The sequence below is a fragment of the Alkanindiges illinoisensis genome (assembly GCF_004377485.1).
GTDB classification, from domain to species: Bacteria; Pseudomonadota; Gammaproteobacteria; order Pseudomonadales; family Moraxellaceae; genus Alkanindiges; species Alkanindiges illinoisensis_A.
Map to the genome: position 1 here is coordinate 1 of NZ_SNTY01000020.1, position 21,837 is coordinate 21,837.

General features: G+C 46.6%; 21 protein-coding genes and 1 pseudogene. 3 read left to right on the top strand and 19 right to left on the bottom strand.

Annotation, left to right across the window (positions count from 1 at the left end; all coding sequences use genetic code 11):
• Positions 1 to 182 precede the first annotated feature (182 nt).
• Positions 183 to 401 carry a dodecin family protein gene (locus tag E2B99_RS06350; protein WP_134244108.1) on the bottom strand — a complete coding sequence of 73 codons (219 nt, stop codon included), beginning with the start codon at positions 399 to 401 and terminating at the stop codon, positions 183 to 185.
• A gap of 244 nt (positions 402 to 645) precedes the next feature.
• Complete coding sequence (locus E2B99_RS06355) at positions 646 to 1,137, bottom strand: hypothetical protein (RefSeq protein WP_134244109.1); 492 nt, start codon at positions 1,135 to 1,137, stop codon at positions 646 to 648.
• Positions 1,138 to 1,445: 308 nt separating this feature from the next.
• Between E2B99_RS06355 and pncB the strand changes: the two genes are divergently transcribed.
• Positions 1,446 to 2,672, top strand: a complete 1,227-nt coding sequence (gene pncB / locus E2B99_RS06360) for a nicotinate phosphoribosyltransferase (protein WP_134244110.1) — start codon at positions 1,446 to 1,448, stop codon at positions 2,670 to 2,672.
• Between the two features lie 84 nt (positions 2,673 to 2,756).
• Here the strand turns inward: pncB and E2B99_RS06365 are convergent, their stop codons facing one another.
• From E2B99_RS06365 to tsaB, 11 genes and pseudogenes are all read right to left on the bottom strand, one after another.
• Positions 2,757 to 4,049, bottom strand: a complete 1,293-nt coding sequence (locus tag E2B99_RS06365) for an O-acetylhomoserine aminocarboxypropyltransferase/cysteine synthase family protein (RefSeq protein ID WP_430981452.1) — start codon at positions 4,047 to 4,049, stop codon at positions 2,757 to 2,759.
• 504 nt (positions 4,050 to 4,553) lie between these two features.
• Positions 4,554 to 5,240 (bottom strand): ribulose-phosphate 3-epimerase, encoded by a 687-nt coding sequence (gene rpe / locus E2B99_RS06370; protein WP_134244112.1) that lies wholly within the window; start codon positions 5,238 to 5,240, stop codon positions 4,554 to 4,556.
• 137 nt (positions 5,241 to 5,377) lie between these two features.
• Positions 5,378 to 6,448: a M48 family metallopeptidase gene (locus E2B99_RS06375; protein WP_134244113.1), complete on the bottom strand. Its 1,071-nt coding sequence runs from the start codon at positions 6,446 to 6,448 to the stop codon at positions 5,378 to 5,380.
• 13 nt (positions 6,449 to 6,461) lie between these two features.
• A complete protein-coding gene (locus E2B99_RS06380; protein WP_430981455.1) occupies positions 6,462 to 7,535 on the bottom strand; it encodes a YjgN family protein in 1,074 nt (357 codons plus the stop codon).
• Positions 7,536 to 7,717: 182 nt separating this feature from the next.
• Positions 7,718 to 7,834, bottom strand: a pseudogene (locus E2B99_RS14860) (S-(hydroxymethyl)glutathione dehydrogenase); the annotation flags it as partial.
• A gap of 83 nt (positions 7,835 to 7,917) precedes the next feature.
• Complete coding sequence (locus E2B99_RS06390; RefSeq protein ID WP_134244115.1) at positions 7,918 to 9,330, bottom strand: C13 family peptidase; 1,413 nt, start codon at positions 9,328 to 9,330, stop codon at positions 7,918 to 7,920.
• Between the two features lie 129 nt (positions 9,331 to 9,459).
• Complete coding sequence (bioD, locus tag E2B99_RS06395) at positions 9,460 to 10,185, bottom strand: dethiobiotin synthase (protein ID WP_134244116.1); 726 nt, start codon at positions 10,183 to 10,185, stop codon at positions 9,460 to 9,462.
• Positions 10,186 to 10,271: 86 nt separating this feature from the next.
• Positions 10,272 to 11,030, bottom strand: a complete 759-nt coding sequence (locus tag E2B99_RS06400) for a methyltransferase domain-containing protein (RefSeq protein WP_134244117.1) — start codon at positions 11,028 to 11,030, stop codon at positions 10,272 to 10,274.
• Between the two features lie 139 nt (positions 11,031 to 11,169).
• A complete protein-coding gene (locus E2B99_RS06405) occupies positions 11,170 to 11,976 on the bottom strand; it encodes a class I SAM-dependent methyltransferase (RefSeq protein WP_430981453.1) in 807 nt (268 codons plus the stop codon).
• The gene (locus tag E2B99_RS06410; RefSeq protein WP_134244119.1) at positions 11,970 to 12,791 is read right to left on the bottom strand and encodes an undecaprenyl-diphosphate phosphatase; all 822 of its coding nucleotides are present in this window, start codon (positions 12,789 to 12,791) and stop codon (positions 11,970 to 11,972) included. The genes E2B99_RS06405 and E2B99_RS06410 overlap by 7 nt, the downstream gene beginning before the upstream one ends.
• A 54-nt stretch (positions 12,792 to 12,845) precedes the next feature.
• Positions 12,846 to 13,541, bottom strand: coding sequence for a tRNA (adenosine(37)-N6)-threonylcarbamoyltransferase complex dimerization subunit type 1 TsaB (gene tsaB / locus E2B99_RS06415; protein ID WP_134244120.1), 696 nt, complete (start codon positions 13,539 to 13,541; stop codon positions 12,846 to 12,848).
• Positions 13,542 to 13,805: 264 nt separating this feature from the next.
• Between tsaB and E2B99_RS06420 the strand changes: the two genes are divergently transcribed.
• Positions 13,806 to 14,228: a hypothetical protein gene (locus E2B99_RS06420; protein ID WP_134244121.1), complete on the top strand. Its 423-nt coding sequence runs from the start codon at positions 13,806 to 13,808 to the stop codon at positions 14,226 to 14,228.
• A gap of 88 nt (positions 14,229 to 14,316) precedes the next feature.
• Here E2B99_RS06420 and E2B99_RS06425 read toward each other — a convergent pair whose 3' ends face one another.
• From E2B99_RS06425 to E2B99_RS06435, 3 genes are all read right to left on the bottom strand, one after another.
• Positions 14,317 to 14,799 (bottom strand): hypothetical protein, encoded by a 483-nt coding sequence (locus E2B99_RS06425; protein WP_134244122.1) that lies wholly within the window; start codon positions 14,797 to 14,799, stop codon positions 14,317 to 14,319.
• Positions 14,800 to 14,940: 141 nt separating this feature from the next.
• Positions 14,941 to 15,474: a gamma carbonic anhydrase family protein gene (locus E2B99_RS06430; protein ID WP_134244123.1), complete on the bottom strand. Its 534-nt coding sequence runs from the start codon at positions 15,472 to 15,474 to the stop codon at positions 14,941 to 14,943.
• 60 nt (positions 15,475 to 15,534) lie between these two features.
• Entirely contained in the window at positions 15,535 to 16,146 is a 612-nt protein-coding gene (locus E2B99_RS06435) for an NUDIX hydrolase (RefSeq protein WP_134244124.1), read from the bottom strand.
• Between the two features lie 110 nt (positions 16,147 to 16,256).
• Between E2B99_RS06435 and E2B99_RS06440 the strand changes: the two genes are divergently transcribed.
• Positions 16,257 to 16,787 carry an NUDIX hydrolase gene (locus E2B99_RS06440; RefSeq protein ID WP_134244125.1) on the top strand — a complete coding sequence of 177 codons (531 nt, stop codon included), beginning with the start codon at positions 16,257 to 16,259 and terminating at the stop codon, positions 16,785 to 16,787.
• A 112-nt stretch (positions 16,788 to 16,899) separates the two neighbouring features.
• On the opposite strand, the gene filF is transcribed toward E2B99_RS06440, so the two are convergent.
• Genes filF through filD form a run of 3 tightly spaced genes read right to left on the bottom strand, consistent with a single transcriptional unit; the run spans position 16,900 to position 21,826 of the window.
• Positions 16,900 to 18,915, bottom strand: coding sequence for a putative pilus system protein FilF (gene filF, locus E2B99_RS06445; RefSeq protein ID WP_134244126.1), 2,016 nt, complete (start codon positions 18,913 to 18,915; stop codon positions 16,900 to 16,902).
• Between the two features lie 28 nt (positions 18,916 to 18,943).
• Entirely contained in the window at positions 18,944 to 20,149 is a 1,206-nt protein-coding gene (gene filE, locus E2B99_RS06450) for a putative pilus assembly protein FilE (RefSeq protein ID WP_134244127.1), read from the bottom strand.
• Between the two features lie 12 nt (positions 20,150 to 20,161).
• Positions 20,162 to 21,826, bottom strand: coding sequence for a putative pilus system OmpP1/FadL family transporter FilD (filD, locus tag E2B99_RS06455; protein WP_134244128.1), 1,665 nt, complete (start codon positions 21,824 to 21,826; stop codon positions 20,162 to 20,164).
• Positions 21,827 to 21,837: the final 11 nt, after the last annotated feature.

Consider the following 21,837-nt stretch of genomic DNA (forward strand, 5'->3'; position numbering starts at 1 on the left):
TGGGCGCACGCCTATGGAAACATTGCTTGATGGAAAACAGATTTGGGCTGAAAAGAATCTAGCTCAAATTTAACCTGACACTCATCATCAAAACGGGTAACTGTCAGATCAGGTTTGAGCTAGTACATTTCAACTCACAAAAAAGCCGACATCAACTGCCGGCTTTTTATGTCATCTTGAAGTTAACCCGTTTTGCCCACATCACCGGCAACAGCGGTCACAATCATCATCACATTATAGGCAGAAATTTTGCCGTTGCTGATATCGACTTTTTGTTCCTTGATCCATGCGCCTTTAATGTTGTTTACATTATCAGAAACGCCCTGAATCCCCTTATTAATGGCATCCTCAAAGCTCACGTTAGAGGTACTGGACACTTCAAAATTGCGTGCAACAGACATGAGTTTTCTCCTCAGTATTAAAATCCAAATATCAGCGCAAACCCTATAAAAAGCTACGGGCTTGCTGCGCCAATGAGGTTTAAGCCTACTCAGTCTGCTTATATTTTTCAGTTGGGCTTGGTAACAAAATACACGGGTTTGGCAACTACTGTGCGCCGTAAGTAAGCCCAGATTTAGCCATAATAAATATTCAGGCAAAAAAAAGCCCACTAGGTGTAGTGGGCAAAGCGAGTGAACATAAAATTTAAATACGGGAATCTGGTGCCACCCGCGCCACAATATATAGTGCCTTCTGGCTGATTTCACGGCTAAACATCACCAGTGCGGCTGAGGTCACAGCCAGCAGCAACTGCCCATCCAGACCCATATTTTTTTGCACCACATAGACCATAAACGCCAGGGCGGTATAGCTCAATACCAGAATAAAGCTGACCATTTGCCATTGTTGGCTCACTACACCCTGCCACAGACTGATAATATTACGCAACGAGTGATACCATTGGCGGGTAACGGTCACATGGGCAAGCCCTACCCCTGCTGCAATTAGACTCAACCAGAACAGACACACCTGAAATAAAAAACCATACCAGGTTACGGTAGTCTGTAGTGAGGTTTCGGGGGCATATAGGCCATTTAATGACAAATGCATCAGCACTGCGCTCAATCCAAACCACAATAAACTAATACTAACAAAAGTAATGGCTCGCCATGCCAGTTGCAGGTTACGATGTTGCATATGCTGATACTCACCCTTGAATTTTTTACGGCAACAGTGCTATACCGTGTCGCGGTATTATCATAAAACCAGAATCAGTTTACACTAATTACATAAAATCACAATTCGATTACAATTTATTTTTGTATTTTTTTTACTCAGGACAAGCAGTGGCAAATCCCTGTGATCAGCAGAAAATAAGTTGAAATTTCGATTGCTCCTGAACTGCCCTTTTATACAATTTGGGGTGTATTAGGGGTAAATTGTTAAGTCGCTCATTTTGCATGGTTTAATGACATTTAATTAGTCTGCTATTAATCATTTAAATAATGGTCATTAACCAACGTCCGCCGATTATCCAGTCCCTGCTGGATACAGATCTTTATAAGTTCACCATGCTTCAGGTGGTGCTGCACCAGTTTCCTGAAACGCATAGCGTTTATCATTTCCGTTGTCGCAATGAAGATAAAATTGCCTATCCGTTGCGTGACATTAAAGACGAACTGGACATTGAGCTGGATCGGCTGTGCGAGATTAAGTTCAAGCCCGAGGAATTAGATTACTTGCGCAGTTTGCGTTTTATTAAAAGTGATCTGGTGGATTATCTGGAGCTGTTTCAGCTGAAGCGCCGTTTTATCCAGACGCATATTGATGATCAGGGTTCGCTGGATATTGTGGTGGAAGGCCCTATGGTACAGGCCATGTTCTTTGAAATTTTTGTGCTGGCCATCGTGAATGAGCTATATTTCCGGCGGCTGGAAACACCAGTTGTACGTCAAACTGCTGAACAGCGACTGCAAGCCAAGGTTGCGCTTATTCAGGACTATGCCCGGCAGCAGAATTCTGGCGAGCCACCATTTCTGGTTTCTGATTTTGGCACGCGGCGGCGCTATAGCTATGTCTGGCAACAGCATGTGGTAAAAACCCTGCATGCCGCAGCACCACAAGTATTTCGCGGCACCAGCAATGTGTATTTGGCCATGCAGCTTGGCATTAGTCCGATTGGCACCATGGCGCATGAATTCTTACAGGCCTTTCAGGCGCTGAATGTACGCTTACGCAATTTTCAGAAAGCCGCGCTGGAAAGCTGGGTGCATGAATACCGGGGCGACCTTGGCATTGCCCTGACCGATGTGGTGGGCATGGATGCGTTCCTGCGGGATTTTGACCTGTACTTTGCCAAGCTGTTTGATGGCTTGAGGCATGACAGTGGTGATCCCTACGCGTGGGGCGATAAAGCCTATGCGCATTATCTGGCGCTACGTATTGACCCGAAAACCAAAATGCTGACCTTTAGTGATGGCTTGAATCTGGAGAAAGCCTGGGCCTTGTACCAGTATTTTAAGGATCGCTTCCAGACCAGTTTTGGCATTGGCACCAACCTGACCAATGATATGGGCCATGTGCCACTAAATATCGTGCTCAAACTGGTGCAATGTAATGGCCAGTCGGTGGCCAAGCTGTCGGATAGTCCTGGCAAAACCATGAGTACCGATGAAACCTTTCTGGCCTATTTGCGACAGGTGTTTGAAATTTCCGACTCTAGCGAAGGCTAATGTTAGAGTTATAATTAGGGTTAAGCGCACTGAAAATAAAAAGCATGGCCTAACATGACCATGCTTCATCATACACTTTAAACTTTATACCGCAGCCAGTGCCTGTTCCAGATCCGCAATCAGGTCATCCACATGCTCAATGCCAATCGACAGCCGCACCATATCTTCACTGACCCCGGCCTGTTTCAGCTCTTCATCGCTAAGCTGGCGATGGGTAGTGGTTGCCGGATGGGTTGCCAGACTTTTGGCATCACCAATATTAACCAGACGGGTGAACAATTGCAGCGCATCAATAAAGCGAGTGCCACCTTCACGGCCATCCTGCACACCAAAGGTTAATATACCAGAAGCCTTACCGCTTAGGTATTTGGCCACCAGCGCATGCTGTGGGTGAGCGGTTAGGCCTGCATAATTTACCCATTTCACCTTGGGATGGGTATTTAAATACTGGGCAATTTTCAAGGCATTATCACTGTGCCGCTCTATGCGCAAGGCCAGTGTTTCCAGCCCTTGCAGGATTAAAAAAGCATTAAATGGACTAATGGCTGCGCCGGTATTGCGTAAAGGCACTACCCGCAAGCGTGCGATATATGCCGCTGACCCCAACGCCTCGACATAATTGACGCCATGATAGCTCGGATCAGGGGTATTCAATACGGCAAATCGCTCGGCATGTTCACCCCACGGAAACTTGCCGCTGTCAATTACGATACCGCCAACACTGGTACCATGCCCACCAATATATTTGGTGAGGGAATGAATCACGATATCGGCGCCATGCTCAAATGGCCGATGCAAAATTGGCGTGGCCACGGTATTGTCAACAATGACTGGAATGCCATGCCGGTGGGCAATTTCACTGATTCTTTCAATATCAATAATATTACCTAGCGGATTACCAATGGATTCGACAAACACCAGCTTGGTTTTGGCATCAATCAGATTTTCCAGTTGCTCTGGCTGCAGGTAATCAAAGAAACGCACCTCAATACCCTGCTTGGGTAAAGTATGGGCAAATAGGTTATAAGTGCCGCCATACAGGGTGGAGACTGAGGCAATATTGTCACCTGCTTCCGTAATGGTCTGAATGGCATAGGTGATGGCCGCCATGCCAGATGCCAGCGCCACGCCGCCAATACCGCCCTCCAGTTGTGCTACCCGCTGCTCCAGCACGGCAGTGGTTGGGTTCATAATGCGGGTATAAATATTGCCCTCAACTTTCAGGTCAAATAAATCAGCCCCATGCTGGGTGTTGTCAAACGAATACGACGTGGTTTGATAAATAGGCACTGCAACTGCTTTGGTAGTAGCCTCTGGACTATAGCCCGCGTGAATGGCAATGGTTTCTGCTTTCATGGTTGATCCTTTGTTTTGCATAAAATTATTGTTGGGCTTTTTATAAAGCTATCATAGGACTATATCTTTTTTATTAATTATTTTCTTGATTCATTAGCACCAATTCAGATAACACCACAATGAATTTAAATTTTGGAACTGGAACTGGAACTGGAACTGGAACTGGAACTGGAACTGGAAAAGTTTAAAATATCAGTGAATTGATCACTCAAGTTTTAGCCTATCGCTAGGACTTGATCATTATTGAAAACCAAAGCACATAGGCTTAAAGCCATGAACCAGCCCAAATCCCATAGCACATTTTTGCAGTTTTAAATTTCAAAAAAGGTTCAAATTAACGGTTTTATAAGAGCAATAGAACTTAAATTATTGTTTTTTAATTCCTTAATTTTTATATTGATTGGCTGTTTGGTCAAAAAACAAGTTAACCACAGCTTTATCCACAGAGTTATCCCTAAAAATTGGGGCTAACTTCTGATAATAAATTTAAGTTTATCCCCACAGCAATACTATGCAATAACTGACTTAAGCTTGAAAGCTGCCAACTTTGGTCAACTCACTGCGCATGGCATCAATCACCGTTTTATAGTTTGGCTTGCCAAAAATCGCTGACCCGGCCACAAACATATCCGCTCCGGCTTCGGCAATTTCACGGATGTTTTGTTCAGACACGCCCCCATCCACTTCTAGCCGGATATCAAAACCACTGTCATCAATAATCTTGCGGGTTTGGCGCAGCTTTTCCAGTGTCATGGGAATAAACTTTTGCCCACCAAAACCGGGGTTAACGCTCATCAGTAAAATCTGGTCGACCTTGTCTAAGACGTAGTCCAGATAATGCAGCGGGGTTGCCGGATTAAATACCAGCCCTGCTTTTGCTCCACCGGATTTGATCAGTTGCAGCGAGCGGTCAATATGGTCCGACGCTTCAGGGTGAAAGGTAATAATGTCGGCACCTGCTTCCAGAAAATCGCCAATAATGCGATCAACCGGGCTAACCATCAAATGCACATCAATCGGCGCAGTAATGCCATATTTTTTAAGCGCCTTGCACACGCCTGCACCAAAGGTCAGGTTGGGTACATAATGGTTGTCCATTACATCAAAATGCACCACATCAGCACCGGCAGCCAGTACCTTGTCCACTTCCTCACCCAGGCGTGCAAAGTCGGCAGATAAAATGGACGGGGCAATCAGGTAAGGTTTTGACATGGCTGGTCTCCGCAATAGGGGCGTCAAGAACGGGCTGGTTTAAACAGCGCCACCTTAACAGAAAAAGCCAAGCGCCGCTATTTGCCAGTCTGGCTTTATCAAAATGATATGACTAGCTGGCGCTACTGTGGTCTGCTTTATGGCACGTTGAGCCCTAACTTTTGCTGACGGGCAAATACTTCCACAGCCTGTATGCGGGCAGTGGTTGCCGGATGAGTACTCAGTAACTCAATACTGGCATCGTCTTTTTCCATACGTTTTAAAAAACGGCCAAAGTAACTCACCGGAATCTGCTGGCTGCTTAAGGTTTGCATGGCATATAAATCGGCCTGCCGCTCAAACTCACGGGAATAGCTTAACGTCAGCAAGGCATACGGTGCATTACTCACCAGATCGGACACATCGCCGGTAATCCAGGTAATGAACACTGTCATGCCCAGCGCCGACAACACCTGCTGCATGGTATGGCGCTCGGTTAAATGCCCTTGTTCGTGCGCCAGTACGCCAATCAGTTCGCGGTCATCCTGTGCCAGTTGCACCAGTTCATCGGTCATCACAATGGTGTTGTTGGGTAAGGCCAGTGCATTAGCGCCCAGATCATCACCCTGTCGAAATACCAGTTTTGCCGGTTGCTGGCCAGCCACATAACGGCTGTAAAGCTGACGGATTTGCTGCTGCCGTGCGGCGGGCAATTGGCTTTTTTCAGTGAGTTGCTCAATCTGTTCCTGTGCCTGATTACCAATCGAATTTAAGGTATTGGCTGGCAAATGCCAGGCCAGTTGCTTGGCCGTGTATGGCACGCCAAACTTGACCACAACCCCAATAATGACCACCATTAAGACCAGACTACTGGCAATCAGCAGCGGACTGCGTTCCAGATGCCAAATGCGCTGGTTGAGATTTTTTGATTTGAGATGAAGCCACGCGGGCAATTGCGGCTGCAAAAACTCAATGCGTGCTTCATCCGGCAATTCAATAACCGGATTAATCTGGCCTAGTGCACCAATCAGTTGCATGTCCTGATAGGCATAACAAAACTGCTGCGTATCGGTATTTACGATGACATGGGTTTGTCCCTGCATACCACCTTGAGGACTCAGCAGCGCCTGCTGCGGCCTAGACACAATGCCATCATAAAAAATGACGTCAACAGATGTACCAGAATCCGAATCGCTTTTCTTGGCAGCACTATCAGTCGATGGCAACATGGGCATTTATCTCTTATAGGGATACATCAATATCTAGAATGTCGGTGAGTTCCTCAGCAAAAGCTGAAGGTTCTTGCCGTGCCAGCGTCAGCAAATCATTGGGGCTATCCACCAGATGAACGCTTAGGCTTTCGATCTTGTAGCGATAAATACGCACGGCAGCCCAAGCCGACAACAAACCAAAGCTCACAATTCTGGCCAGCCAGTTCGTAATCACAATCCAGCTATAGCGCCACTGATTGATATTGCACTCAAAGCGGTTTTTGGCCAGTGATACATGATTCCACGTGGCCTTGTACAGCCGTGCCTGAATCAATGGCACAATCAAAAATAGCATGAAATACAAAGTCGCCATAAAGCCAATGGCAGCCGCAGAAAGTCCACTGGACGGATTTAAACCTGTTACTGCAAGCAACATTCCCCCAATAAACAATGCCCCGAGCACAAAGAAATACGGCACATAAATGGCACTAAAATAACGGCCCACATCCACGTTTAGCTTAAAATCCAGTTGGCCCAGATGCAGGTGATTAAACTGGTAACGCTTGTAAAGCCAGATGGCATAGGGTGTCATGATGCCAAGCGTAAATACGGTAATTAGCAGGCACAACAGCAGGGTTTTATAAATCTGGGCAGTTGAACCCGAGAAAAATAGGCGGCTATTGCTGTATTTGCTGTTGCGGGCATTAAAGCGAAATGTGGCCCGTAATAGCCACGGCAATACCAGAAACAGCAGCACAAACCCGGCCACCGCTACCTTGGGTGAATACTGCCCGCCAAAAGCAAAGATAAAATACACCGCAGCAGCAATCAGGCGGCCCACCAGAATTTTGGTGGGAATCCCGGTAAAATCAAAGGCACGATTGGCCAGCTTGGTATGGCCATAAAAATAACGCAGGCGGCGTACCTTAGCCCAGGGTGCATAAAAACCAATGGTAATAATGGTCAGGATCAGGTTGGAAATCCAGATGCCAAAATACTCACTGCCATTGCCATGAAATTCAAAGCGCCGCTGCGCAATAAATCCCGGTGGCGGCAATGTGGTGCTATCATCAATAGGAGGTGCTGGTGGCGCTGGATCAGGCACTTGTGGAAAATGGATTTCACGGCCACCATCGGCGTCCGGGCTGGCAGAATATTGATTCATAAAGCCCCCTTAGTTATCAATTTCATAGTTATAAATTTCCTTATTCTGATGCACGCTTTTGGCTAATGTTTCCACAGGTTTTATTCCTGTGTTTGACATCTGTTTTCTCAGTCATACTGCTCAATGCCGGTGGCCTTGATTTCAACCAGCACTTCGCCTGCGCGTGGTGGCGCCAGCTCAAGCTCATGAATGCTTAATGGCTTGGCGGCTTCCCAGGCAATGGCAGCACGTGTTTTCATCTGAAGCTCATTATTGCTACGAGGCATGAACAATGGTGTCGCAGTCAGGTTTCACAGCGCACTGGCAAAAAACCTACGTAATTTTAGTGGGCCATGCGAGTTACTTCATGGGACCGGGTTGCTGGAGTAGCCAGCATATCCGGCGGGAACAGGCGGCTTTCAAACTGTGGCAGCATCAGCGCCATATTTTGCCCGAGCTTGAATTGTGGCTGTGAATGCGGAAAACCCTGTGCTTTTTCCCATTGCTTGATGCGTCCATTGGCCATATCAAATGCTGTTTTAAAGCTGTGCTGCTCCCGTAATGCCTCATCAAAGAAGGCACGGCCAAAATAGGTATAGTCGGCTTCATTGGTACAGCCAAATGAGGTACGGTCAGCCGAGGATGCAGTAATCACCAGCGTATCGGGTGATTGCAAGGCCGACACAAAACTGCCGGAATAGCAGGATGAAATGACAATCACCCGCCAGCGAATACCGGAGCGATCCAGGGTTTCACGCAGCCATTGTGGGTCAATAGATTGCATGTCAATCGGCTCATTGGCCAGTTCAAACACATTGGGCAGGCCATGCGACGTCATGTATAAAAACAGCACATCGCTGTCAGGATTCATTTGCTGACCAATCCGTGCCAGACTACGCTCAATGCTGGTTTTGGTGGCGATAGGCTGACTGATAAAGGTAGCCTTGTTATTCACCAGACCAATGGAGCGGCCATAGGTGCCGAAACGGGTGTCGAACTGGCGCTGAATGCGGTCAACTTCCGATTTAAATACGTCCTGATAGCCTGCCCCGGCAATACCCATAAAATACCAGTTGCTCTGGCCGGGCACACTGCTCTGCATTTGAGACAGCACATCATCAAGCAGGCGCGGCTGGGCATAAATCGCAGCTTCTGGTAGCGTAATGCGAGTTTCTTCCACTTTCCAGATGGGCTGGCTGCTAACCGAAGACTGCCAGATGGTCAGGGTAATAATGATACCCACCAGAATTAAGGCCTGCTCCCACCACGGCCAGTGTAGTGCGCGGGCAAATACCCAGAATACTGCAACAGTTTGCCAGACAAACAGCACCAGAAAAATCGTGGGCAGATATTCATAACTGACATCCGGCAGGCGGTCAATTTGTCCTAGAAATTGTATAAAGCTTTGTAATAGCGCAACATTAACATCAGCAATCAGCCATAGCATGGCTGGAACCAGCATTAAGCGGCCAAGGCCACTGCGCTGTGCCAAAAAAATCCCGGCAATCAAGGCAATAAAAGGCCACAACAGGTAGCTCACCAGCCCCTGCAAATTAAAATGCCCTGCCCCACCTGCTGTTAACCAGCTAAACAGGGTATTGGCCAGACAAGCCAGCACCGCCCAGAACAGGAACTGCCAGCCATTGGGGGTAACCCAGTCAAAGCAGCGTCTTGAGCCAATCAGCATCCACCACGCGGCAATCTGGTTATCACGCAAATCACTAAGAAAGTTACGAGAAGGCTTTAGTTCAATCATCTAGTGATTCGCTCACATCACACCCAAACTGCATGCGTGTATCCTAGCAAGAAAAGCATTTTAAACTGTATTTTTCTTGTCTATGAACAACATAGATTACAAAAATAAGCCAAAGAGCAATGTCAGAATTCAGTTTTTGTCGTCAGCTGCCGGACTCACCAGTTCACTGGGCCACCGGATTGAATCTATCAAATCAGCAACCTGACCATTCGCTGCATAAGGCACGATTCCAAGGCAAGGTGCGCTGAGTTTTTTTGTGAGGGTTTCAATTTGCTCTGCCATAAAAGGCTCTTCGGCATGCAGGCAATTGGCCACCCAGCCCGCTAACGGCAAACCATCACGCATAATCAGCTCAGCCGTCAGCAGCGCATGGTTCAGGCAGCCTAGCCGGATACCCACTACCAGAATCACTGGCAGGCGCAATTGCTTGGCCACGTCAGAAATACATTCCTGCATATTGATGGGCACACGCCAGCCACCTGCACCTTCCACCAGAATCCGGCTGGCCCGGGTCGACAGTCCAGCCCGGATGTGCCCAACCACGCGCCCAGCCTGCAAGCGCTCGCCCACCTGTGCTGCTGCAATATGCGGTGAGGTTGCTGCGGGTAACTTAATCGGTGCCAGCAACTCTTCCACCAGTTTAATACTGGCATATTGTTGCAAACATTGCGCATCGTCACTGTGTAGATTCCCTGATGCATCAGTACTACACCCTGCGGAAATTGGCTTAATGGCAAAGCAGTCATAACCCTGACTACTGGCGCGCGCCAACAACAGGCTACTGACAAAAGTTTTGCCCACATCCGTGTCAGTTCCGGTGACAAAATAAGCATGACGGGCGGTGGCTATACTCATAAAACGAACCCTAATCAGTTAAAACCAATCAAAACCTGCTAACTTTGCCAAATCCTGCTATGCCCTTATAAATAAATATGAAAGTATTAATAGGTATTGAGAAAGGCTAATGGATGGGCAGAAGCTGGCTTTTTAAGATGCAAAAACAATACCTCAAACGACAAGGCAATGGGTGACTGATCCTGTAGCCATTGTTTCCAGCGCGACAAGTCCTGACTGGATTTTTTCTGACCAGATTGCGTCTGCCCAGTCTGGTCACCACCCATTTGCCGGATTGCTGCAATCAGTGCTTTTAAATTGGTAAAATCCTGACTAAATTTCTGGGTTTCATATTTCACTAAAACAGAACCTGCTTGTTCCAGCCACGCCTGTACTGGCTCAAACTGGAATAATGGAAAACCCGGATAGCGCAACGCCACTTCAGACAGTGAACCCGCCACTGGAATGGCCAGCCATGCCTCGCCTCCTGGCTGAATGACACGCAGGATTTCCGGCACAATGCCTGAACCCAGCCAGTGCAAGGCAAAATTACTCACTGCACCATCCAGCATGTCATCCGCTAACGGCAACTGGCTAATATCGGCCAGAATGGTTTGTATGCGGTCATCATTTTCCAGTGCCTTTAGCATATTGGGTGCAAGGTCAATCGCCCAGACCCGTGCACCCTGTGCAGCCAGTGTTTTGGCCAGCACGCCTGTGCCACACCCGGCATCCAGCCATACGCTGTTGGGTACTACAGGACCCATCCAATCCAGCAAATGCCGGGCAGATTGCTGCTGGAGTAAACTGACCTGATCGTATTGCCCTGCGGCTGCATTGAACTTTTGCCAGATGGGCGTATCCATTGAAGCTTCCGTTTTAAATGCCTAAGACTTAGATGTACTGATAGCACAAGGGTTAATAGCACAATTGCCCTGCTTTTTATATGCAGCTTGAGGTGCAAAACAGCGATAGTTCCAAGATTACAGCACGCTATCTTGCTTACTATAGCCTGGACTGGAAATAACCATCAAAGCGGCAGGCATCTCCAAGCCATTGATGCTGGGGAATAGCTGCTGTTAGGGTTGGGGCATGCCGTGGCCGCTTGACAATTACCCGGCCTGCTATGTGTTGCGCTAATGGCAGCAGATATTCACCTAAATCCATTGTACCGTTGTCAGGCAATAACTGATGCAATATCTGCATTTCTTTTTTCACCAGCGCCTGCTTTTTCTGGTCTTTATGTCCCCCTTTGGGAAACATGGGATCAAGATAAACTACATCTACACGGCTACCCGATTGCTGGCATTGCGTTAAATAGTCTCTGGCTTCACCATGCACCAGTTGAATGCGCTGCATGGTGTCCGCCAGTTCAGCATGTTGGCTAGCTGCCAGATGGGCATCCTGTAGGAGTGCAAACAGCACCGGATGGCGTTCAATCAGGGTCACGCGGGCACCCAGCCAGGCCAGTAATAGACCATCATGGCCCAAGCCTGCGGTGGCATCAATGATTGTTGGCTGCTGCTCGGTTTGGCAGGCCCGCGCAATCAGTTCATTTTTATGGGAAGCACGCTTTAAGCGGGCAAGCTGGCCAATCCAGTCGGGTTGCATTTGCATACCGGCAGCAGCCAGATGCAATCCTTTGTGATCCAGTACTAGTGCCAGCTCAGGATGCTGCCGTAAAAACTTGGGATTTATTTTGTCGACGATTTGCAGCGTCGTCTCTACACCACGTTGTAAAAATTGCGTCTGACAGTCCAGTGCATGCGGCTGTTGCTCATGCGTGGCCCATAAGGTCAGATGCATTACCACTGAATCCAGCCTGTCCACGCCGTCACTAAAATCACCACACCAAAGATAATGCGGTAATAGGCAAACACACTAAAATCATGTTTGGACACATAACGGATCAGTGCGCGAATCACAATAAGCGCTGACACAAAAGCCACCAGCATCCCAACGCCCAGCACCAGCATGTCATTACTGTGCAACTCATGACGCGATTTGTATAAATCCAGCAGACCTGCACCCATGAGCACCGGAATGCCCAGAAAAAACGAAAACTCGGCGGCAGTCTTGCGTGACACGCCCATCAGCAAGCCACCAATGATGGTAGAACCAGAGCGTGAAGTTCCCGGAATTAGCGCCAGACACTGAATCAAGCCAATCAGAATGGCATGTTTAAAGCTGATGTCTTCAACTTCCTGTGCTTCAATCTGATGTGGTCGCTTTTCTGCCCATAAAATAATGATACCGCCGACAATCAATGCAATAGCAACTGTTATGGCATTAAACAAATAAGCCTTGATCTGATCACCCAGACTCAAGCCAATAATCACAATGGGAATGGATGCCACAATCAGGTTAATGCTTAAGCGCTGGCCTTCGGGTTTTCCGGTCAATGCCCCAATGAGTGCGCCCCACAGCTTGCCCCAGTATTCATAAATAACAGCTGCAATCGCACCAATTTGTACGGCCACGGCAAAAAGCTCACGCTTTTCCAGCGTCCAGAAATCCAGTAGCTGTGCGGTTAGAATCAAATGGCCGGTACTGGAAATAGGCAAAAATTCGGTAATCCCTTCCACCAGTCCCATAATTGCCGCCTGAATCAGCAACCAAATATCCATACGCACTCCTAATGCTATAAAAGCAACACACTACATTGACATGATTAAAAAAGCTTAATTTTTTGATGAACCCTGCTCGGCAATTTTTTTCCAGGCATTATCACGCAAGTAAACTGGCAACGCCTGATCTGCACTCACCGCTTTACCTGCCTTAAATGCTGCATAACCCAGCCGGGCAATATCTGTACTATTGGCATGTACATCCGAATAGGTAGCCATTTCACTGGCATGGGTCAATAGCGGGCCCCCATTCCCAGCCAGTGCATAACACTGTGCTTGATCAGGCAATTTAACCTGATCATAGGCAACCAGCTGTTCAATGCCAGATTCATCGGTTAGCGGCTGCATCAATTGCTGCTGATCCAACTGATAAGCCGCGGCATATACCTCATTCATTCGGGCATCCAGCACTGCCAATACCTGCGTCAACTGATGCTGTCGATACGCAGCCTGCGCCAGTGCCTGCAGGGTCGACACCGGGACAACCGGTAGATCATGCGCCCATGCCAAAGCCTGCGCCACGGCAGCATTAATTCGCACACCACTAAATGATCCCGGCCCACGACTAAACGCAATGGCTTCCAGTGCAGCCACCTGGATTCCCTGCTCGGCCAATACCGCATCAATCATGGGTAAAATCAGGCGGGTTTGCTCACGGCTACGGTTGTCCTCACGATGAGCCAGCACAGTTTGCCCATCAAACAACGCCACAGAACACCATTCATTTGCCGTTTCCAGTGCCAAAAGCATCCTGTACCCCCAAGCCTAGCCCGTGTATTGTTTCTTGATGTGTTACTTGATTTTAACGTCTGCTCAACGCCTGCAAGCCTATCGTTAAAGCGGGCTATATTAACAAAAACTGTTGACCATTTATTACTTAAGTTGTTTTTGTTTGAATATCGTCAAATCCTGGCAAAAAAACCAAACAGGATAGTTACAGCAATTCACCAGATCAGGAAACAAACTACTATAAATTAATGAGATACCGTCAAGTATATAGTTTGGGGTGAAATCATGCGTTCTTTATCACGTACCCGGGCGTTTCAGGCACTTCGTGAACGTCAGCGTGCCCGACTTTCCAGAAAGCCGGAAAAAGCACCCACCAAAGGCTGGGTTAACCGGTTACAGTTTGCCTTTTTTTCAGGTGTGATGGGATTATTGCTGGGTGGCCTGTTTGACTTTCTGACTTCCCTGATCCGCACTTTTACTCAGCCGGACGGAGATGGCCAGTTTATCTGGTTTCTGGCTTATGTCTTTGCTGGACTGGGCGCGCTGGTTGGTTTTTGCTTTGGTCCGCGAGCGGGTGAGCTATATGCACAAATTTTTGCGCTTGATGATCATGGTTCCAGCACTGCGACCAGTGAACTGATCCGTCTGATTGCCAAAACCTTGCTGGTGGCAGCATTAATCTGGTGTGTTCTGCTGATCTTTACCTAAAAGAAATAATGCCAAACAATTAAGATTTACCTCGAAAGCCCCCACGACGCATTAAGTACTGATTAAAAGACTCAGTGTGGGGCCAGATCTACTCATCTTCCGGGAAAACAGTTTCCCACTCATCAGTTTTGGCCCGCACCCCGGTTAAACGATCAATTTTGCGCTGGAGTTGCTCCCTGAGTAACTCCGTTTGCTGGCCTACCCGCTGCCATTGCTGCTGCACGGTAAAAGGCTGATGCTTCTGGGCAAGACTACTGGCATTGACAGGCAAATATAAGGATGCAGCACCCAGTCCAGTCAGGCGTTTTTCTGTACTGCCAAACCATGGACTTTGCGCGCATAGGCTGGTGCATAATTGTGGCATCACCTTGGATTGCAATTGCTCCAGCAACTCCTTGGCTTGCGTCCGGCTCAAATTGGTAAAAGGCTGCTTTTGAGCCAGTTCAACCTGTTTTTCCAGCAAATCCATCACCTGCTGCAGGGAATGGTGATCCCGGACGGTTTGCGCCATATCACTCACCAGCGCAGCAATCAGCTTGCGTTTTGCAACCGCTTTTACCTGACTACCCATACACACCTCATTACGTCAAACACAGCAAAGAGATCATTCAATAAATACTATAATATCAAAATAATGACGTCAAAATCCGGTATCTGCATCCAGCAATCGTCTGGCTACACAATTGCCCAGACGCGTAATATGCGTTAACACTTATAACTGATGAGGCCGCAAACCATTTTTAAATTTCTGATAATGGCTGGCATAATGCAACGCACTCATGCGGTTCATTTGTGCCACCATGTCACTGGATTCCTTAACGACCTTACCGGGTGATCCCATCACAATGGAATTATCCGGAATAACTTTACCTTCAGGAATAAGGGCATTGGCGCCAATAATACAGTTCTTGCCAATCACTGCATTGTTCAATACCACAGCGTTAATGCCAATGAGTGTATTGTCACCAATGGTACAGCCATGCAGCATGGCCTGATGTCCAATCGTTACATATTCACCAATTGTCAGTGCAATGCCTGCATCCGTATGCAGTACCGCGTTTTCCTGTACATTACTGTAATTGCCCAGAATAATCGGGCTGTTATCGGCACGAATAACTGCACCAAACCAAACACTAACCTGCTGGCCCAATTGCACCTGACCAATGACTGTTGCATTGTCAGCTACCCAGCCATCCCAAGGACTTATTAGACTAGTAGGGCAATGGTCATCCAGACAATACAGCATAATCATCCTTCCTATTTGATAAGGTTTAAATTACCAGATTTAAGCCACAAGATTTAAAATTTAGATAATGTCCTGCGGCTGGTTCATTAATAACGGCCATTCTATGGAGTGCCTTAACCCACGCCTAAACAAGGACACTAGAATGCGTGCGGTCAAACCCCAGATAATTTCATTATCTAGCTGGAAACTGGGCATATAATATTGCTGCTGGTTGAGTTGCACTGGATATGGCAGCGGCTGTGCCTTAATAATATGCATGAGTTCCACATAGAAAATCCGCTCGATTTCATCCGGTTGCGGAACAAGGATTACATCCGGTGGAATCAGGCCAACAATAGGTTTAACCCACAAGCCACTTTTGGCACGCTGACTGGGCAACTCTCCCAAAAGCTCTACCTGAAATGGATTTAAGCCAGTTTCTTCAAAAGCCTCACGCAGTGCCACCACAATATTACTGGTGTCTCCTGCTTCCCTGCGCCCCCCCGGAAAAGACACCTCACCCGCATGATGTCGCATATGCGAAGCACGGCGCGTGAGCAACACTCTGGGCTGCTCTTCTTGGGTAATTGCCAGCAGCACGGCAGCATCGGCACGGCGTGGTGAAGGGGCAAAGCCAATGCCCTGCCTTAACTGATCAATCAGTGAGTCAGCTTTAAATCGCGGAGTTATCATAGTTTGCTGCATCATCGTAGCTTACCGCGTTAAACTGGCGATAACCAGATGCCATAAACAAAGTTTTCAGTTATGCTCAACAACTCATCAAGATTTTACTGCTGCCATTCATGTCTTTTTGCCTAAAATGCGGCCAGCAAGGCCAGATTGTTATTCCAGAAGGTGACCAGCGCGAGCGTCTGGTATGTTCCAGCTGTGGTCATATTCATTATGAAAATCCCAAAGTTATTTGTGGGGCATTAGTCATTCATCAGGACAAAGTGCTGTTGTGCAGACGTGCCATTGAACCCCGCTATGGCTTATGGACATTACCAGCAGGTTTTATGGAATTACATGAAACCATGGAAGAAGGTGCAGCACGTGAAACCTGGGAAGAAGCAGAAGGCGTTGTGAATATTGAACAGCTTTACTGCATGTACAATATTCCCCGTATTGGACAGATTTATGTTCTGTTTAAAGGCAACTTACAGGATGGACAATATGGGGTAGGCAGTGAAAGTCTAGAATGCGGATTGTTTAGCGAACATGAAATTCCGTGGCAGCAACTCGCCTTTCCTAGCATCGAGCGCACGTTGAAACATTATTTTCATGACCGCAAGCAAGGTCAGTTTAGCATCCATCTTGAGACGATTGACCGCTAAATTTACTTAAACAAAATTTAATATCTTAAATGCTGAAATATAAAATTTACGGCTAAAAAAAGGGGCAAAACTCAAGTTTCGCCCCTTTTTTTAGCACTTTTTATTGATTGTTTTAATCTTTTTGACGCACGGTGTAACACTGGGAAGTGCTGATTTGTAAAGTACCATAATCCTGATTGGCAGCCCGTTTTTCTGCCGGAGTAATTGGATCAATGTCTTTTACCGGATCTTTGGCTTGCTCGTTGGCCGTTGCATACGCCACCCGCAAACTGGTAAAACTGTTATAGGTATTTGCCCAAATAGCAGGATTGGTATCAATATCCCCTAGTTCAGCACTGGTGGCATTAATTGAACCACGCTGACCAGCACTGACCGTCCTCAGGCCAGCCAGATTAATCTTGACACGATCTCCTACCCCAATTAGCGTACCGTCCAGCGCACCAAATTCGCTACCAGAAAGCACAATGCTTGGGCTAATGTAATAGTCATTGCCACTAGTACTTGGATATGCCGCACGGACGGTACCAATCAATTTTTGCTTCACCACGACCGAATTGTTATTTTGATCCTGCTGAGGCTGACCACATATCGCGGTAGCGTTGGTGTAGGTGGTTTGATTGTTGCCATCAGTTACAATATCGCCATTAGCCAGTATGGCAATTGGCAAGGTTTCCTGCTTGGCACAGCTATCACAATCCTTGGTATAAGCATCACGATACGAGATGGTTAATGTGGCATACAGTGGGAACTGATAGGTCTCGCCTTTTTGCACCAGTTGCTTGACACGCCAGACCGCAGGATCCAGATAGGTGTTTACCGCGCCGCGTTTGAAAACACTGGCTGTGCCACTAAAACTGGTTACCCCAATGCTGCTTTTTTGCTCCCAGGTACCCAGCTCGCTGATATCCTTAATATTTTCACCATTATACAGGTTATAGACATCTGCTGAGCCCAGAACTGCCAGATCACGAATCAGACGTCCATTGACAAACCGGAAGGTATCTCCTGCGTATGTGTTGGCATTGGTACCTTCAGTATAGGATTTAGGCTGAAGCGTAAATTTGAAATTGCTAAAACGGTTAGTATAAGGGTCAAATACCTTGGCATCATCGGTTAACCGCATTTTTGAGTATTTGTTTTTCAGGTAAATGGTGTATTTGGCCAGATTATCGGAGGCTTTTCCAAACCACTCAAGACCATATCCGGTGCTCTCACCATTGCGACTGGTCAAGGCAAACATGGCCACGCTGGCGGTGTTATTGTTACTGCCATCTGTACCCGATACCCCCAGTTTCAAATCAACCCCAGTGCTTTGAAACAAACCAGAATCCAGTGAAGGCGACGCGTAAAAAATACCAGAATTTTTAGCCAGAATCACTTTTTCAAGACGCCGTTTGGCCTCAGCCTCGCTAATCAGGTTAATTTTTTTGTCTTCCAGCCACGGCTGGATTTTACTCAGGAATGTCTTGTCCTGAAAATCCTTGGCTACTACATTTTCTGTCAGTTTTTCAATGCCTGCCTTGATTTCAGGATCAATATAAACCCGGTTGACAGGTGCTTCATCAATATAAGGCTCATTTTTGCCCAGATAAGGCTGATTGGGATCAGACAGGTTTGAGCGTGCAATAGATTGCAGCAAGCGGCTGATATTAATCGCCATGGTTGCTGCAGCCCCATTATCCAAACTAGAAATACTCGTGTTGGACACACTTTCAGCCAGATCCTTAGTTGTGATGCGAATTAAAGAAGTGTCCTGTACTTCTGAAGAAATGGAATTACGAACCGGCTTGACCGCAATTGACCCCAGATCGATCCGGCGTTTACCATCATTGGCCTTGAGATAAAATGTAACGTTGGAATCGGCAGGGCAGCGTGCCACGCCAGTGTTGCTCGTGACGCCACGATATTTACCACATTCATAGTTTAAATTGACTACCGGCGTATCATCAAATACCAGATCGACACAAGTCGTATCAGAACTGGCACACTCAACAGCGGTACTCGTGCCACCACCTCCTGTTGAAGGGTTTTCATTAATTGTATTACTCCCGCCGCCACATGCACTGAGCAATAGGCAGAGGCTGGTTAATGCAAAGGGAAGTTTTGAGGCCTGATAAAAATTTCGCATTACAATATGTCCAATCAAATAAATATAACTAACGAATTGGCGTTAAACGAACCTGTCCTTTGTCCGTTAATTGTGTTTGTGATAGATCCGCTGCCGCTTCCAGTGGCGTAAACAGAATATACTGGGTATTTTGCGGAATGTGTAAATAACCTTGTAACGCTTGATGCATAGTTGGTGTTGCTGCAAGCGTATTTTGATAAAACGCATTTACCCCTTCCATAACACAACCTTTTTCATCCAGAAAAATAGGTAATGGCCAATAAAACTTCGGATTACTCGTATTATTGGCATAGGAGGTTACCTGAATATCATTGATAGGTTGTGCAAGTTTTGCAACCACAAAATCAAATTTTGGCTCAAACCCTGGTCTAGGCCAGAAATCCAGATATTCATCCTGTCTAAACAGCTTGGCATCTTTTAGCTGCTTTTCACTAAAACAAGTAGTGCCTGTTAGCGCAATAATTTGTGCCTGAGGAATACGCTGATAGTTTTTAGAAAGGTCAACTACTTGAGGCTTGTCAATTTTCTGTTTGCGAAATACAGTCATATCGACCCCTTTTTCGCGCTCTAGTACCTCATGGCCACCTATACCATCAGGCAAATTATAGAATCTTTTTTTACCTTCAAGATTAAATTCGCGTTGTTCCAAGTATTCACTATCAATGTATTGCTCCCCATCAATCACAGTGACAGGATGGGTATTAGGCACTTTAGAGGTATTCTCAGGGCTAGTGATTAAAGTTTCAGGAACAACTGGCGACTGTGGCTCATTAATCTTCTGGGGTTTAATTTCTTCAGATAATCCAGAAGAAACCTGAGCTTGAGGTTTAACTTGACTAGCCTGCTTGGTATCAAGAGACTTAACTTGCACCTGAACCTGCTCATTAACTAGTGATGGCTGAACAGGCAAAGCATTGTTTTGTTGTACTGATCCTACAGCTACACGAGGATTTGAAGTAATTGGTGTAACTAATTCAGCAACCTTTACCGTCTTACGCCTGTTAAATAAAGACCATTTTGAGGTTGAAGACGACTTATTCTTAATATTTGCATCTGTGGTAACTTCTGCATTTTTTTCATTTTTGCTAGAAGCATTACGATCTATTACAATCATTTGCCCATCTGGACCTACAATTGTATAAAAACCGGAACGCTCTGTCGCAGCATTAACCCCACTAAGGCAACATAAAGCCAGTGTACCAGCGACGACAGGTTTCCAGATTACTCGTGCCATTTCAAATACCAATTACCATTTAGTACGATAGGCTATACCAAGAATGGTGACTTTTGTATTTGTTTTTACATTTAATCCAGCATAAGGATTTAATAACAGGTTATTAACCCCAGTCTGGTTAGCAAGGCCACTGGTATTGGCAGGAATGTTATCACGGCTACGCAGATGCATTACAGTCAAATCAATATCAGTATCCGGATCAAACCGATATCCCATGCCAGCACCAAACATTTGTGCATTATTAATTGGCACGAGGGTATTACGACGGTCATCAGGAATTGCACTTTTGCGCGGTTCATAGCCCAAACGTAATTTTAAGCGATCTGTGGCACTGTATTCCATGCCCACGCCCCAGCTCCAGGGACTACGGAATTTTAGAGGCAGGTTTAAACTGGACGCCGTTACATCATTGGACAATAATTTTGCAATTTTAAGCGCAGAAACTTGACGGTCAAAGTTGAACCTGAAGTAATCCCATGCTGCATAATCTGTCCAGCCAATATCAAAATTAAACTGTAGATCCGGCAGTACTTTATATTTTACCCCTGCCTGAAAATGTGCAGGATATTCCAGATCCATAGAGACTTTACCGGTCTCACTGGGTGGAACATACGATGGGAAGCCCAGGATAGCCTGTAGAATTGCACCGGTTACTGATGAACCCAAAGCACGAATTAATTCCTGCCCTCCACGATCATTTTCAATGGCATAGTCGCCTTTAAGCTTCATCTTACTATTGCTTTGGTAAACCATACCAAAACCGAAATCGTCACTGGGTTCCCACAGTAAGCCTAGATTGTAGGAAGGTGATAATGTTTGCTCCAGAGCAACTTCCATTGAACCAAAGCTCTTGAATGGCCCGACACCTTCTTCTGCATTACACAAGCCAAATAGCAATAAATTACCAATGTTCCCATTTTCCTGAAATGGACCACAGACATCTTCATCAATCAGGCGTAATACACCGATTAGTTCGTTAGGAAAGCGCAGGTCAGTTTTTAGGCCGATCGCCTGATAAGACATGCCAATGGACGCGCCTAATGACAAATTATCACTAACCTTATAGGCAGCAGAAGGCGATAAATAGGTAATACGCTCAATAGCAACCTGTTGACCCATAAAATTACCGGGATCACCATCAGCCGAACCGAAACCGGCCACAAGAGGGGCATACAATGCAGAAGCATAGGTTATTTTTGAGCCCGGTGGCTTATAGGCAGCACCTGCCAGTGGTGCAGCCAAAGGCAAACCCTGTGGCCAGTTCACTATTTTTTTGAGTACCGGAACATAAAGGCTGGGATGGTCAACCTTACTAACAGCATAGTCCTTGAAATCACTACAAATTTTTTGACCAACATTTGCTACATCATTACAAATGATTGGATCGTCAGAATAGCCAAAAACGTTATAACCAGCGGGTGCTTCAAACTCGCGACGAATATTAAAATCTACCAACAAACCCTGCACATCAGTTTGCAGGCCGTCAATCTTGGTCAGGCCCGCTGGGTTAAAGTGAATTGCACTAATACCTGGCGGATCTGCAGTTACCGCGTTGCCCATAGACAGGGCACGGATATCAACAGATAAGTTTTGCCCCAGCTGTGCGTGAGTCAGCACCGGCATACTGGAAAGTATGATGGCATAGGCTAAAGGTTGTAAACGTAAATTCAGCTTCATACCAACATGCC

What these genes read in the sequence shown, in the direction of transcription:
- filF (WP_134244126.1), bottom strand. Translation starts at nt 18,915, where the DNA reads ATGCGAAATTTTTATCAGGCCTCAAAACTTCCCTTTGCATTAACCAGC.
- E2B99_RS06430 (WP_134244123.1), bottom strand. Translation starts at nt 15,474, where the DNA reads ATGCTGTATTGTCTGGATGACCATTGCCCTACTAGTCTAATAAGTCCT.
- rpe (WP_134244112.1), bottom strand. Translation starts at nt 5,240, where the DNA reads ATGTCAAAACCTTACCTGATTGCCCCGTCCATTTTATCTGCCGACTTT.
- E2B99_RS06350 (WP_134244108.1), bottom strand. Translation starts at nt 401, where the DNA reads ATGTCTGTTGCACGCAATTTTGAAGTGTCCAGTACCTCTAACGTGAGC.
- E2B99_RS06390 (WP_134244115.1), bottom strand. Translation starts at nt 9,330, where the DNA reads ATGATTGAACTAAAGCCTTCTCGTAACTTTCTTAGTGATTTGCGTGAT.
- E2B99_RS06420 (WP_134244121.1), top strand. Translation starts at nt 13,806, where the DNA reads ATGCGTTCTTTATCACGTACCCGGGCGTTTCAGGCACTTCGTGAACGT.
- E2B99_RS06435 (WP_134244124.1), bottom strand. Translation starts at nt 16,146, where the DNA reads ATGATAACTCCGCGATTTAAAGCTGACTCACTGATTGATCAGTTAAGG.
- filE (WP_134244127.1), bottom strand. Translation starts at nt 20,149, where the DNA reads ATGGCACGAGTAATCTGGAAACCTGTCGTCGCTGGTACACTGGCTTTA.
- pncB (WP_134244110.1), top strand. Translation starts at nt 1,446, where the DNA reads ATGGTCATTAACCAACGTCCGCCGATTATCCAGTCCCTGCTGGATACA.
- E2B99_RS06355 (WP_134244109.1), bottom strand. Translation starts at nt 1,137, where the DNA reads ATGCAACATCGTAACCTGCAACTGGCATGGCGAGCCATTACTTTTGTT.
- E2B99_RS06400 (WP_134244117.1), bottom strand. Translation starts at nt 11,030, where the DNA reads ATGGATACGCCCATCTGGCAAAAGTTCAATGCAGCCGCAGGGCAATAC.
- tsaB (WP_134244120.1), bottom strand. Translation starts at nt 13,541, where the DNA reads ATGCTTTTGGCACTGGAAACGGCAAATGAATGGTGTTCTGTGGCGTTG.
- E2B99_RS06440 (WP_134244125.1), top strand. Translation starts at nt 16,257, where the DNA reads ATGTCTTTTTGCCTAAAATGCGGCCAGCAAGGCCAGATTGTTATTCCA.
- filD (WP_134244128.1), bottom strand. Translation starts at nt 21,826, where the DNA reads ATGAAGCTGAATTTACGTTTACAACCTTTAGCCTATGCCATCATACTT.
- E2B99_RS06410 (WP_134244119.1), bottom strand. Translation starts at nt 12,791, where the DNA reads ATGGATATTTGGTTGCTGATTCAGGCGGCAATTATGGGACTGGTGGAA.
- E2B99_RS06365 (WP_430981452.1), bottom strand. Translation starts at nt 4,049, where the DNA reads ATGCAAAACAAAGGATCAACCATGAAAGCAGAAACCATTGCCATTCAC.
- E2B99_RS06375 (WP_134244113.1), bottom strand. Translation starts at nt 6,448, where the DNA reads ATGTTGCCATCGACTGATAGTGCTGCCAAGAAAAGCGATTCGGATTCT.
- E2B99_RS06425 (WP_134244122.1), bottom strand. Translation starts at nt 14,799, where the DNA reads ATGGGTAGTCAGGTAAAAGCGGTTGCAAAACGCAAGCTGATTGCTGCG.
- bioD (WP_134244116.1), bottom strand. Translation starts at nt 10,185, where the DNA reads ATGAGTATAGCCACCGCCCGTCATGCTTATTTTGTCACCGGAACTGAC.